At 64.0% G+C, this 12,995-nt stretch carries 14 protein-coding genes; 7 read left to right on the top strand and 7 right to left on the bottom strand.

Annotation, left to right across the window (positions count from 1 at the left end):
- Nucleotides 1–134: 134 nt before the first annotated feature.
- From U5A52_RS06565 to U5A52_RS06550, 4 genes are all read left to right on the top strand, one after another.
- Nucleotides 135–563, top strand: a complete 429-nt coding sequence (locus U5A52_RS06565; RefSeq protein ID WP_321934299.1) for a nuclear transport factor 2 family protein — start codon at nt 135–137, stop codon at nt 561–563.
- Between the two features lie 815 nt (nt 564–1,378).
- Nucleotides 1,379–1,909 (top strand): ESPR domain-containing protein, encoded by a 531-nt coding sequence (locus U5A52_RS43275; RefSeq protein ID WP_415773592.1) that lies wholly within the window; start codon nt 1,379–1,381, stop codon nt 1,907–1,909.
- Nucleotides 1,864–2,889 (top strand): YadA family autotransporter adhesin, encoded by a 1,026-nt coding sequence (locus tag U5A52_RS06555; RefSeq protein WP_321934297.1) that lies wholly within the window; start codon nt 1,864–1,866, stop codon nt 2,887–2,889. Before U5A52_RS43275 ends, U5A52_RS06555 begins: the two co-directional genes overlap by 46 nt.
- 53 nt (nt 2,890–2,942) lie before the next feature.
- Entirely contained in the window at nt 2,943–3,872 is a 930-nt protein-coding gene (locus U5A52_RS06550; protein WP_321934296.1) for an OmpA family protein, read from the top strand.
- Nucleotides 3,873–4,012: 140 nt separating this feature from the next.
- Here the strand turns inward: U5A52_RS06550 and U5A52_RS06545 are convergent, their stop codons facing one another.
- Genes U5A52_RS06545 through thiL form a run of 4 tightly spaced genes read right to left on the bottom strand, consistent with a single transcriptional unit; the run spans nt 4,013 to nt 6,676 of the window.
- The gene (locus U5A52_RS06545; RefSeq protein WP_321917756.1) at nt 4,013–4,549 is read right to left on the bottom strand and encodes a cupin domain-containing protein; all 537 of its coding nucleotides are present in this window, start codon (nt 4,547–4,549) and stop codon (nt 4,013–4,015) included.
- 55 nt (nt 4,550–4,604) lie between these two features.
- Entirely contained in the window at nt 4,605–5,105 is a 501-nt protein-coding gene (locus U5A52_RS06540; protein WP_321917757.1) for a CinA family protein, read from the bottom strand.
- A gap of 34 nt (nt 5,106–5,139) precedes the next feature.
- Nucleotides 5,140–5,697: a phosphatidylglycerophosphatase A gene (locus tag U5A52_RS06535; protein WP_321917759.1), complete on the bottom strand. Its 558-nt coding sequence runs from the start codon at nt 5,695–5,697 to the stop codon at nt 5,140–5,142.
- Nucleotides 5,687–6,676 (bottom strand): thiamine-phosphate kinase, encoded by a 990-nt coding sequence (thiL, locus tag U5A52_RS06530; RefSeq protein WP_321934295.1) that lies wholly within the window; start codon nt 6,674–6,676, stop codon nt 5,687–5,689. Before thiL ends, U5A52_RS06535 begins: the two co-directional genes overlap by 11 nt.
- A gap of 185 nt (nt 6,677–6,861) precedes the next feature.
- On the opposite strand from thiL, the gene U5A52_RS06525 reads away from it, so the two are divergent.
- The 3 genes from U5A52_RS06525 (at nt 6,862) to U5A52_RS06515 (ending at nt 10,425) form a co-directional block, all read left to right on the top strand.
- Nucleotides 6,862–9,156, top strand: a complete 2,295-nt coding sequence (locus U5A52_RS06525) for an NADP-dependent malic enzyme (RefSeq protein WP_321917762.1) — start codon at nt 6,862–6,864, stop codon at nt 9,154–9,156.
- A 308-nt stretch (nt 9,157–9,464) separates the two neighbouring features.
- Nucleotides 9,465–9,860 carry a ribonuclease gene (locus U5A52_RS06520; protein ID WP_415773589.1) on the top strand — a complete coding sequence of 132 codons (396 nt, stop codon included), beginning with the start codon at nt 9,465–9,467 and terminating at the stop codon, nt 9,858–9,860.
- 7 nt (nt 9,861–9,867) lie between these two features.
- Complete coding sequence (locus U5A52_RS06515) at nt 9,868–10,425, top strand: barstar family protein (RefSeq protein ID WP_158759016.1); 558 nt, start codon at nt 9,868–9,870, stop codon at nt 10,423–10,425.
- A gap of 102 nt (nt 10,426–10,527) precedes the next feature.
- On the opposite strand, the gene U5A52_RS06510 is transcribed toward U5A52_RS06515, so the two are convergent.
- From U5A52_RS06510 to speE, 3 genes are all read right to left on the bottom strand, one after another.
- Nucleotides 10,528–11,268, bottom strand: a complete 741-nt coding sequence (locus U5A52_RS06510) for a 16S rRNA (uracil(1498)-N(3))-methyltransferase (protein WP_321917765.1) — start codon at nt 11,266–11,268, stop codon at nt 10,528–10,530.
- Nucleotides 11,269–11,287: 19 nt separating this feature from the next.
- Nucleotides 11,288–11,701, bottom strand: coding sequence for a VOC family protein (locus U5A52_RS06505; RefSeq protein WP_321917767.1), 414 nt, complete (start codon nt 11,699–11,701; stop codon nt 11,288–11,290).
- A 105-nt stretch (nt 11,702–11,806) separates the two neighbouring features.
- Nucleotides 11,807–12,727, bottom strand: coding sequence for a polyamine aminopropyltransferase (speE, locus tag U5A52_RS06500; RefSeq protein WP_321934294.1), 921 nt, complete (start codon nt 12,725–12,727; stop codon nt 11,807–11,809).
- Between the last annotated feature and the right edge of the window lie 268 nt (nt 12,728–12,995).

Genomic DNA, 12,995 nt, shown 5'->3' with positions numbered 1-12,995 from the left:
GATCGGACGAACCGCTTAACTAAGATCAATCTTGTTAGCCGATTCGAACACAGTTCGGGCTGCGTAACTGGTTGCGCTCGCTTGCGTTTGTTAGGCTCGCGATCCGAATGGTCATGTAGAGAGAGGAATCCAAGATGATGAAACGCCTACTCCTGGCTGCTGCAGCGGGGCTCGTGCTTGCCAGTGCGGGTGCCCAATCCAGGGAGCCGGTGACAGATGAAGCGGCGATTCAGCAGGTGGAGCAAACCTGGGTGCGCGCCACCGCGAAGGGCGACAAGGCGGTATTGGACCGTCTGCTCGACAATTCGTACGTCGAAACGACTGCCAATGGTCAACGCCGTTCGAAGTCGGATGTGTTGGTCGCCCCGCCGCCCGCACCTGGTTCGTCGCAAACTCTGGCCGACGTCGAGGTGCGATTCAATGGCGATACGGCCGTGGTGACGGGGGTCAATCAGTACCGCCACGTTGCGACCGATGAGCCGCAGAACTACACCTTCACCGACGTATTCGTCCGGCACGATGGTACGTGGCGAGCTATCGCTTCGCAGTCGTCCCGCTACTAAACCAGACGGCAAGGCGAGTCCTTGCCAGCTCGGCCAATTCTTGCATTCGTGCGCCACTCGTCGCGGCGGCGCTCGCATCTATCTCTGTCAGGCACGTCTCTCGACGTGTCCTTCCACTAGCTTCACCAGTCAACTTCCCCCTTGCGGTGCTTGCGCCGGCCGGCCGCGCCGTTGCGATGGTTCGTTCTCCACTGCACGTCGCGGTTGGTGCGGCGAACGGTTTTCCGGCAGTCGTTCACCTTGGACTTGCTTCACGGACAGCATTGACCGGCGCAGCGCCGCGCATTGCGACATCGTGCATTTAAAACATTCTTAATATTTCGTTTTGCATTAGCTCTATTCCCCGGTGCGATGCAGAGAAATTAAGAGTTCTCTGATACGTCTCGCCTCTTCTCCTCCGTAACATCGCATGCTTCATAGCGGGAAGAGTGTGCGCACATCCGACATGGATCGCACGCCTGCTCGCCGCCCATTGGGGAGCACCCGATAGACGGGAATGTTCAGTTGCGACGGCGACGTGGCATTCGCCGTCTGGCAGCGCCGTCCGTGATTCGTCTTTATCCGCCCGCTGCATGTGGCGCTGCATTTCGCGTAATCGAATTCCTCCGATTGGTTCCGATGCTGTCGGAGCAGAAACTACGTACATGGAGTCGAGCGGCACGTCAGACTGAACTGCATAAACAAATCAATGATTCGCGCTTCGCCGGGATTCGTCGCGAAGCGAAGCAATTCGAGCCGGTCTGAACGAGGCTTCAGCTGGGAACGGACACACAAATCTTTTTTGAATATCTTTATAGATTAATTGGGATTGCTAAATGAACAGGACATATCGTTCAGTTTGGAATGAAGCGACAGGGACGTGGGTCGCCGCTTCGGAATTGGCCACCGGCCGCAAGAAGAAGGCGTCGTCTGCGTTGGTGTTGAGATGCTCTGCGGCTGTCGGGCTTGCCGCTGTGTCGCTGAGCGCGGCCGCGTCTGCCCTCGATGGCGGCAACATTGGCGGTAACGGCACTAGTGCTGCACTTTCCATCGGTACTGGAAGCAGTGCGACTTCTAGCGGCGATATCTCAATAGGTGCCGGCAGCAATACCTACCACACGGTTGCCTCGGGCGGCAATTCCATTGCAATGGGTATTAACGCAACGGGCACGAACAGCACGGCAATCGGTCCGCAGGCGGCGGCCTCGGCGGCCAACGCGATCGCGATTGGCAATGCTGCGAACGCTTCGGTTGCGAACTCCGTTGCACTGGGCAACGGAGCGACCACGAGCGCGGCTGTGGGTACGCGACCAACACGAACGTGTCGAACCTCGCGGGCAACGTCACGAACCTCGCCGGTGACGTGACGACCATCCAGGGCAACATCTCGACGCTCTCGGGTGATGTGACCGGTGGTACGACCGTGGACTTCACGGGCACGGCGGGTACACGTGTGCTGACGGGTGTATCGAACGGTGCAGTGAACGCCTCGAGCGTGGATGCGGTGAACGGTTCGCAACTGTACGCGGTGCAGCAGAGCGTCACGAGCATTGCAGGCCAGGTCGCGAACGCGGTGACGTACGACTCGTCGGCGCACGACTCGATCACACTGGGCGGCGCGGGTTCGACCACCGCTGTTCAGATCCACAACGTGGCGGCCGGTACGTCGGACGATGACGCGGTGAACTACGCACAGTTGATGAGCGTGGTGAACAACGCGGCAGCGAACGCGTCCGACCCGATGTTCACGGCGCAAGGGGACCGCAATACCGAAGCAGCGACCGCTAGCGGTACGCATGCTACGGCGGCTGGCGCGAACGCGTTGGCGAGCGGCAACCAGTCCACGGCGCTTGGCGCGGGCTCGACTGCCAGTGCGAACAACGCGGTCGCACTGGGCGCCGGTTCGGTGGCCGATCGTGACAACACGGTGTCGGTGGGTTCGGCGGGCAACGAACGCCAGATCACCAACGTCGCGGCTGGCACGGCGGGCACGGATGCGGTCAACGTGAACCAGTTGAACGACGCGGTCAACAACGCAACGGGCAACGCGGTTCAGCAGGCCACGCAGCAGTCCAACGCCTACACGAACCAGCAGATCAGCGTCGTGCGCAAGCAGATGAACTCGCTGGGCGCAGCAGCGATGGCGGCTTCGTCGCTGATCCCGAACGCACGGGCGGAAGGCAACTTCCAGATGGCGGCGGCGGCGGGTACGTACGGTGGCGAAACCGCGCTGGCACTCGGTGCGAACTGGTACGTGTCCGATCGCCTGCTCCTGAACGCGCACGTGTCGAAGTCGACGGGCGGCGGTAGCGTCGGCGCCTCGGTTGGCGCGACGTTCGGGTTCTGATCGACCGTGACCCAGGCCCGCCACGGGAAACCGTGGCGGGCACGGAGAATTCCATGAAGAAAACTTTGATATGCGGCGCACTGCTGGCCGCGCTGATGAGCGCGCAAGCGTTCGCCAGCGTGGGCAGCGATGCCGAGGCGCTGATGCCCGCCGCGCAGAAAATCACCGACCCGTATCAGCGCGGGTTGGCCGAAGGATGGCTCGAAATTGCGCAGCGCCAGGACAGCCACGTGCTCGTTTCGAAGGTGTACAACGACGCCGCGGCGGGTGCGCTGAACAACGGCCGTCACTTTATCGACGGCAGTGTGCCGTTCCAGCAGATCTACGGCCAGAAGAACTGGCCGCCGGTCGAAACGCGCGAGAAATGGGTGAATGCGCTGCAGGAAATCGAGCGCACGAACGAGCGCGCGTCGCAGTCGCCATGCCGCGGCGAGGATGCGGGGCGTTTGTCTGCCCTGACCGACGAAGCCTGGAAAGAGCAGGACGAAACGCACGGCACGCGCTGGGTGCACGGTTGGGACTCGATCGAGCGCGCGCAGAAGCTCGCGCAGCAGGTGAACGGCGAGCTCGACAAGTGCGTGCCGCCAGCGCCTCCTCCTCCGCCGCCCGAGCTGGCGAAGCCGGTTTCGCTATCGGCTGACGCGCTGTTCGACTTCGACAGCGCCGTGCTGAAGCCGGAAGGCAAGCAGATGGTCGACGAGCTCGCGCAGCGCGTTCGCGATTCGCACGTGAAGCTTCGCTTGCTGAGGATCGATGGCTACACCGACCGGTTCGGTTCGGCGGCGCATAACGAGAAGTTGTCGCTGCAACGGGCGCAAGCGGTGATGAGCGCGCTCCAGGCCCGAGGCGTGATGGCGGAGCGCTTCGAAGTGAATGGCCGCGGCGCAGCCGACCCGGTGAATTCCTGCCCGGGCAAGAAGGCGACAGCGGCCGTGGTGGCATGTCTTGCGCCTAACCGGCGTGTACAGATCTCCATGCAGTAAGTGGGGAACAAGGGCTCGCGCGTAGGGAACGCGAGCCCGAGGGCGATCTCATCGAGACCGCCTGGAGTGGTAGGGCGATTGCGGCGTGCTTTCGGGCACGCCGTTTTTTTATCCTCGATTTTCGAGATGGGCAGCGCCGCTCAATCCTTTTTCGCGACCGACGCGGGTTTGCCGAACAGCTCGATGATCGAACGGTGCAGCGGATACTTCTCCACGAGCGCGTCGACATCGGCGATTTCGAACTCGCTGAACTCGAACCCCGGCGCAACGGTGCAGCCCACCAGCGCATAAGTGGACGGATCGCAGCAGCGCGCCGCGAACCAGTGCCCGGCCGGCACCACGGCCTGGAATACCGTGCCCGGATGGTCTAACGCATGGCCGAGCTTGCGCGTGGAGAGCACGCCACGCTCGTCGATCGAATGAATCTCGAGGGGCGAGCCCGCGTAGAAGTGCCAGAGCTCGTCGGAGCGGATGCGGTGCCAGGCCGAATAGGCGCCGTCCGCGAGCAGGAAGTAGATGGCCGTGGAAGCCGCGCGCGTTCCCTCTTCTGCAGGCGCGCCGTCGCGGCGCACGAACTTGTCGGCGCGGTAGGTTTCGCTGTAGTAGCCGCCTTCGGGGTGCGGCTCGAGCCCGAAGCGGCGGATCAGTTCTTCGACTGCGGCATTCGCGGTAGCCATGGCGTGCGCCTCCGTAGTGGTGCCGTCCAGCGATCCTGCGCGGCGCCGGCCGGTATTAGCGTTCCTGTTCGTCGATGAGCGCGAGCAGCCCGCGCAGCGCGTGTGTGGCGGCCTGCACGCGGATTTGCTCGCGGTCGCCCTTGAAGACCAGCGTTTCGACGCTCGTATGCAGCCGGTTGCTCCAGCCGAACGACACCATGCCGACTGGCTTTTCCGGCGTGCCGCCGCCCGGACCGGCGACTCCGGTAATGGCGAGCGAAACTTGTGCCCGGCTGTTGCTGAGCGCGCCTTCGGCCATCGCACGCGCCACCGGCTCACTGACCGCGCCGTGCTTTTCGATGAGTTCGGGCGGCACGCCGATCATTTCGGTCTTAGCCTGGTTCGAGTAAGTGACGAAGCCGCGCTCGAACCAGCCGCTGCTGCCTGAAATATCGGTGATGGCGGTGGCGACCATACCGCCAGTGCAGGACTCGGCGGTCGCGAGCATGAGCCGCCCGTCGCGCAGCTTGTTGCCGACGCGGATGGCAAGTTGGTGGACGACGGAATCGGTAGGCATTGCAGCAATCCGTTGAGGTGGCGCTCAGGTGGGGTTAGACCGACATGCGCCAGAGCGCGATGACGAGCAGCGTAAAGAAAGCGGCGACGATGTCGTCGAGCATGATGCCGAGACCGCCCTTGAAGCGCCGGTCGAAATAGCGGATGGGCGGCGGCTTCACCATGTCGAAGAAACGGAAGACCACGAAGGCCCAGAGCCGGCCCATGAAATCGACAGGCGTGATCATGAGCAGCACGAGCCAGAACGCGACGATCTCGTCCCAGACGATGGCAGAAGGGTCTTCCACGCGCATCTTGTTCGCCGTGAACCCGGTAATGCCGATGCCCGCGAAGAAGCCCACGATGATCAGCAGTCCCCACTCCGTGACGGTGAGGTAGCGGTTGAGCACCTCGAACGCCGCCCACGCGAACAGTGTGCCCGCCGTGCCGGGCGCGAGGCGCGAGAGCCCTGAGCCAAAGCCGAGCGAGATGATGTGAAACGGATGCGTGAGCATGAACGGCGCGTCGGCGCGGCGCGGACCGCCAGGCTGGGGCTCCGGCCGCCCGGCCGTCGCGAGTTCGTCGGCGGGAGAGGGCGTGGGGTCAGTCTGCATGGAAATGGTCGAAACCTTGCAACTTCAGGTTGAGCGGTTTGCACGCGGCGTCGCGCCAGGCGATTGCGGGGGTGGCCTGAGGCGACGCGAGGGCACTCATTGTACCGATGCACGTGACGCGCACGCCCGCCTGTTGCGCGGCCGCCTCGACCGCTGCGCGTTGCGCCGGCGCCGCCGTGAAGCACAGTTCGTAGTCGTCGCCGCCCGCGAGCGCGCACTGCAGTTGGACCTCGCGCGGCAGGCGCGCGAGGGCGGGCGAGAGCGGCAGGGCGTCGACGTCGATCGTCGCGGCGAGGTTCGACCGTTCCAGAATGTGGCGCAGGTCGCCGGCAAGTCCGTCCGACACGTCGAGCGCGGCGCGCGCGACGCCGCGCAGCGCCAGGCCGAGCGCGACACGCGGCTCGGGATACTCTAGCGCGCGTCGAAAGTAGGCGGCGTCCGGCTCGTCCACCTGCCATTCGCCACGCAGCATGCCGAGGCCCGCGCGTGCGTCGCCGGGCGTGCCGGAAACCCAGATGTCGTCGCCCGCCTGCGCGGCGTCGCGCCGAAGTGCGACATCCTGACGCACCGAGCCGAACACCGTCAGGCAAAGATTGAGCGAGCCCGCCGTGGTGTCGCCGCCAATCAGCTCGCAGTCGAAGCGGTCAGCCAGCTCGAAAAGGCCCGTGCTGAATGCGGCCAGCCAGTCTTCGCCCGGCTTGGGGAGCGCGAACGCCAGCGTGAAGCCCAAAGGCTGCGCGCCCATCGCGGCAAGGTCTGACAGATTGACGGCGAGCGCCTTGTGGCCCAACGCGTGCGGATCGATATCGGGGAAAAAATGCCGGCCTTCCACCAGCATATCCGTCGAGACGGCCAGCATTTCGCCGGGAGCGGGCGATATGAGCGCGCAGTCGTCGCCGATGCCGAGCGCGGCGCGTTGCGTGTTCGTTCGGGCGCGTCGCGCGAAATAACGGTCGATCAGGGAGAACTCGGAAAGCATGTCGAAAGGTCTATGACAAGTGATGTGTCCGACGCTGCGAAGGGCGCGCGGGCGCGGTGTTCCCCTCATTGCGGTCGCGGCACCTGCGCCCGAACTGTAAGGAATGCTGTCGGAGATTGGCGCTACAATGCCTTCGAATTAGCGTTCGAGTTGTTATTCTAATCTGCACTAACGTCCTGCCTCCCATGTCGAATCCCGCCACGAACAAACTCCGCGAAGCCGCACTCGACTATCACGAGTTTCCCACGCCGGGGAAGATCGCGATTGCGCCGACCAAGCAGATGATCAATCAGCGCGACCTCTCGCTCGCGTACTCGCCGGGCGTTGCGTTCGCATGCGAGGCGATCGTCGAGAATCCGCTCAACGCCGCGCGCTTCACGGCGCGCAGCAACCTCGTGGGCGTCGTGTCGAACGGCACGGCCGTGCTCGGTCTCGGCAACATCGGACCGCTCGCCTCGAAGCCCGTGATGGAAGGCAAGGCGGTGCTCTTCAAGAAGTTCGCGGGCATCGACGTGTTCGACATCGAGCTGAACGAGACGGACCCGCACAAGCTCGTCGACGTGATCGCGGCGCTCGAACCCACGTTCGGCGGCATCAACCTCGAAGACATCAAGGCGCCGGAGTGCTTCATTGTCGAGCGTGAGGCGCGCAAGCGCATGAAGATTCCGGTCTTCCACGACGACCAGCACGGCACGGCCATCGTGGTGGCGGCGGCCTTCACGAACGGCCTGAAGGTCGTGGGCAAGGACATCAAGGAAGTCAAGCTCGTCGCCTCGGGCGCGGGCGCAGCGGCGCTGGCGTGTCTGGACCTGCTCGTCGATCTTGGCCTGCCGCTCGAAAACATCATCGTGACCGACCTCGCGGGCGTGGTCTACAAGGGCCGCACCGAGCTGATGGACCCGGACAAGGAGCGTTTCGCGCGCGAGACCAACGCACGCACGCTCGCCGAAGTGATCGAAGGCGCCGATATCTTCCTTGGCCTTTCCGCGGGCGGCGTGCTCAAGCAGGACATGGTCAAGCAGATGGCCGCGAAGCCGCTCATTCTCGCGCTCGCCAATCCCACGCCGGAAATCCTGCCGGAGCTCGCGCTCGAAGTGCGCCCGGACGCCGTGCTCGCCACGGGCCGCACGGACTACCCGAACCAGGTGAACAACGTTCTGTGCTTCCCGTTCATCTTCCGCGGTGCGCTCGACGCGGGTGCGACGACCATCACGCGCGAGATGGAAATTGCCGCCGTGAATGCGATTGCGGAACTGGCGCGCCAGGAACAGAGCGACGTGGTGGCCACGGCTTATGGCATTCAGGATCTGCAGTTCGGGCCCGAGTACCTCATTCCGAAGCCCTTCGACCCGCGTCTGATCGTGAAAATCGCGCCGGCCGTGGCCAAGGCGGCCATGGACTCGGGCGTCGCGACCCGTCCGATCGAGGACATGGACGCCTACGAGCAGCACCTCCAGCAGTTCGTCTACCACAGCGGCACGACCATGAAGCCGATCTTCCAGCTCGCGCGCGCCGTGGAGCCGGAGAAGAAGCGCATCGTGTTCGCCGAGGGCGAAGAAGAGCGCATCCTGCGCGCGGTGCAGATCGTGGTCGACGAAAAGCTGGCCAAGCCCATCCTGATCGGCCGCCCCTCGGTGATCGAGCAGCGTATCGCGCGCTACGGCCTGCGTCTCGTGGCCGGGCAGGACTACACGGTCGTGAACACCGACCACGACGAGCGCTACCGCGAGTTCTGGCAGAGCTACGCGAAGCTCATGGCGCGCAAGGGCATCACGCAGCAAATGGCGAAGCTCGAAATGCGCCGCCGCACGACGCTGATCGGCTCGATGCTCGTGGAAAAGGGCTTGGCCGACGGCATGATCTGCGGCACGGTCAGCACGACGCACCGCCATCTGCACTTCATCGACCAGGTGATCGGCAAGAAGGCCGGCTGCAACGTCTATGCGGCGATGAACGCGCTGGTGCTGCCGAACCGCCAGATTTTTATCGTCGACACGCATGTGAACGTCGACCCGACGCCGGAGCAACTCGCGGAAATCACCATCATGGCGGCCGAGGAAGTGCGCCGCTTCGGCATCGAGCCGAAGATCGCGCTGTGCTCGCACTCGAACTTCGGTTCGAGCAACGCGCCTAGCGCGCAGAAGATGCGCGACCTGCTCGCCATCCTCCAGGAGCGCGCGCCGGACCTGCATGTGGACGGCGAAATGCACGGCGACGTGGCGATCGACGCGAACCTGCGCAAGGAAATCCTGCCGGAGTCGACGCTCGAAGGCGAAGCGAATCTGCTCATCATGCCGAACATCGACGCGGCGAACATTTCCTACAACCTGCTCAAGACGGCGGCGGGCAACAACATCGCCATCGGGCCGATCCTGCTCGGCGCCGCCAAGCCGGTGCACGTGCTGACGGCTTCCGCCACGGTGCGGCGCATTGTCAACATGACGGCGCTGCTCGTCGCAGATGTGAACGCGACGCGTTAAGCTCGCTCGCGCAGGTTGCCGGCAACGCCGGTAACGCTGTCCCCAAATTCGGCGCGCTCTCGCGAGTGCGCCGATTTTTTTTGCTCGCGAGATCCTGCGCGATCGGCCAAAATCGCGCAAAATGAGATTGTAAAATTTACCGGATTGGCCCTTGTGCGCGGTCAAGCTCTGGTCGTCCTCGCTTGACGAACGTTGCTTCCAGGCATCATTAGCGATACCCTTACACCTTTCATGGTCGTCGAACGCGTAACCAGGGAAGCGGGAACCAGGCAATGGCCCCTCGTCTAACTCATTGTTTCGGCGGCGGTTTGTCTAGCTTGTGGCGCGCCGCAGCGGTGGCGCTAGTCGCAACCGTAGCGCTGGCAGCGGGTGGTGCTCAGGCGCGCACGAATCAGCCGGAAGACGCGGGTAATTCAGTCGGCAGCATTTCGGTCAACGAACTTCCGCGTGAGGCGGTGGCCACGTTGAGCCTGATTGCGGCGGGCGGCCCGTTCCCTTACGAGAAGGACGGCGTCGTATTCGGGAATTTTGAACGGATATTGCCACCGCATCGGCGGGGCTACTATCACGAATACACGGTCCCAACGCCGAGCGCGCACAACCGCGGCGCCAGGCGCATTGTTTGCGGCGGTCCGCGCAAGCAGGCCGACAACTGTTACTACTCCGACGACCACTACGCCAGTTTCAGGCGAATTATTGATTGACACCGGGATGAGCGGCATGAGCGATAACGTTTACGCGCACGACCCCCGGGTCGCGAGCGATCTGTTCGCGTCCGGGGAGGGCAACCTGTTCCAGCGCGTCATGCAGTTGAAGCAAGACAGCGAGGCGCGCCAGGATGAGGCGGGGCTTTCATCGAACGAGGGGGCCATGAGCCTGTTTTCGACCGTGCAGCCGAATATTGTCCAGTCGATCCGGGCGTTTCGCATTCAGGATCTCTCGGACGAAGCCCAGCGGCTGCAGCAGCATTTCCTCTATGCGTTCTGCGCGAACGCGCAAACCAAGCAGGAAGTGCTCGAAACCATTGCCACATCGTTTCTGTTTCCGAAGCATTTCGGCAAGAACTACGACGGCTTGTACGACTGTCTGACCGATCTCGTGCAGAAGGCCGGCGAGCAGCCGGGTTTCGTGATCGTGCTGGAAGGACTGCCGATTGCCCAGAAGTTCGACAAGGACGGGCGTGAGACGCTGCTCGACGTATTTCGCGAGGCTTCCGAATACTGGGCCGAGCGCAAGGTGCCGTTCCGCGTTTTTTATTCGTTCGCCTGACCTTCGGCTCGCGTTTCGTCGCGTGCATGCGACAGAAAACCACAAGCCCGCCTTTCGGCGGGCTTTGTCATTTTTACCAGTGGTTTTCCCGGGTGCTGAGGCTTACCAGCCACCCCAGCGGGCGGCGAGCGCCGATAGCACGGCGATGCCCGCCGTTTCGGTGCGCAAAACGCGCGGCCCGAGTCCCACGGCGATAAAACCGTGGTCGAGCGCCGCGGCTTCTTCCGGCGACGAGAATCCGCCTTCAGGCCCGACCAGCACCGTCACCTCGCCCGAGGGCGGGTCGATCGGCAAGGTCGAGAACGAGACGTTGGCGCGCGGCGAGAGGAGCACGCGCAGTTCACCTTCGCCGGGGCGCTTCGGCAGCGAGCCAAGCCAAGTGGCGATTTCGCGCGTGGGCGCGACGTCGGGCATGCGGTTGCGCCCGCACTGTTCGCACGAGGCTTGCACGATGCGTTGCCAGTGCGCCTGGCGGCGCACGGCTCGCTCGCCCGAAAGCCGCACGACGCTGCGCGAGGTGGTGAGCGGCACGAAGTTCGTCGCGCCCAGTTCGACGGCCTTTTCGATCAGCCAGTCCATTTTGTCGCTGCCGGCAATGCCTTGGGCGAGCGTGAGCCGGTAAGGCGGCTCCGCTTCGAAGTCGCGATAAGGGCCAATGCGCACCTGCGTGTCGCGGCGCTCCATGCCGAGGATCTCGGCGCTGTACTCGCCGCCAAGGCCGTTGAACAGCACGATCGTGTCGCCGGGCTGCAGGCGCAACACCTGAACATGGCGCGTGACTTCGTCGGGAAGGGTGACAACCTCGTCGGATTGCAGGGCGCTGCCGACGAAAAAGCGGGGCATAAGACTATTTCTCATTGATTCAGGACAAGTGGCGAGCAAGCGCCCAGCGGTAACCGTCGAGGTCTTCGACCTGCGCGAAGCGGTCCCCCCAGAATTGGTCCTGTGGCTCGCTCAGCGATTTTGCGCCGGCTTCGAGCGCCCGCGCATAAACCGCGTCGACATCGTCGACATACAGATAAAAAGATTGCGGCGCGACGGTCTGTGCGCTTTTGGGCGTGCGCGCCGTCGAACCGAATGCACCCTCCGGCGCGAACATGACGATCAACTGATCGTGGTACGTCATCTCCACGTGCATGATCGCGCCGTCGTCCTCCACGCTATCGCGTACCGCAAAGCCAAGCGCCGCCCGATAGAAGTCCATCGACGCGCGCGCGTCGCGCACCGTCAGATACGGGGTCAGCCACGGCACGCCGGCAGGGCGGGGTGGGGTCATCGAGTCTCTCCAGATTCGCGGTTAGGATGAGGCGCCGGCCGTCGCTTTGAGCGTGGGCGCGCGATGAAAGCGTTGGGAACCTGCCATTTTCCACGGGCAGGGTCGCTAAAGCTGTAGGAATTCGCCTAGTTTATCTCTCGCTGTGAGTGGAACTTCTAAGAGCGTAGCGTGCAACTTGACGTCGTAATATCGCAAACCTTCGAGTTGACGCTCGGCCATGCGCGCTTCCAGCCTGGCCAGACCGGCGCTGCCGGGGTCGAGCGTGTCGCTCGCGATGGCCATGAGCCAAAGCGAGCCGTATAAAGGCACATAGGCGGCAAGCGGCCGCACGACGGCGAAGGCCCGGCGCAGTCCGGCAAGCAGCGCCGCCACGCGTTCCGGGTGATGGAACGGCGAGCCGAGATGCAGCGAGACGAGTGCGTCGGCGCTCATCACGCGCTTGAGCGCGGCGTAGAACTCTGGCGTGTACAGCCCGGCCGCGGGCGAATCCGGCGGGGTCAAATCGAACACGACAAGATCGAAGCGTTCCTGCGTCGAGGCGACGAAGGCCGCCGCATCACCAATCACAAGTTCCACGCGCGGATCTTCAAAGGCGTCGCCGCGTACCTCGGGCAGATAGTCGCCTGTCAGGCGCACCACGTCCGGGTCGAGTTCCGCCACGACGATGCGCGCGATGCCCGGATGGCGCAGCAGTTGCCGCGCCGCGCCGCCGTCGCCGCCGCCCAGCACGAGCGCGGCACGCGGCGCGGGGTGGGTGAGCGCGGCCGGGTGTGTCATGCACTCGTGATAGATGAATTCGTCGCCGGCCGAGGTCATCGGGCGCCCGTCCAGCGTGAAGAGACAGCCCAGTTGCGGCGTATGCCAGACTTCGATGCGCTGCCACGGCGTATCGGCGGCCGCGAGGCGGCGTGCGCCCGGAAACCCATAGAGCGCGTCGGCGGCGGGATGGAAGAGGAGTGTTTCGCTCACGAAGGTCTTGGGCGTCGTGCAAACGAGCGCGCGAAAAAATGGGGCCAACAGCGGCATTATAGGGTTCCTGGATTCGCCCCTTCCCGAGGCAGGCCGGCACCGGCCGCATGCCGCATTCCCCGCGCCCTACGGCCAGGGATAATCCCCACGATCTGCTAGAATATTCCGCTTTGCAGCCCTCTCCGTTTGCTCCGGCCGTTTCGCGTCTCCAGGCGCCGCATGTGCGCCCGAGCGGGCGATTTGCCGAGCTTCCGGACCCTCGCGCTGCTGTGTGCGCCCGCTGTTTGCGCTGTTCGCGACCAGCGCCGCCCACGCCGCTTTTTGC

The organism is Paraburkholderia sp. J8-2 (assembly GCF_905220195.1).
Classification (GTDB): Bacteria; Pseudomonadota; Gammaproteobacteria; order Burkholderiales; family Burkholderiaceae; genus Paraburkholderia.
The sequence above is the reverse complement of the archived record's forward strand: the minus strand, read 5'-3'. Positions and strand labels throughout refer to the sequence as shown.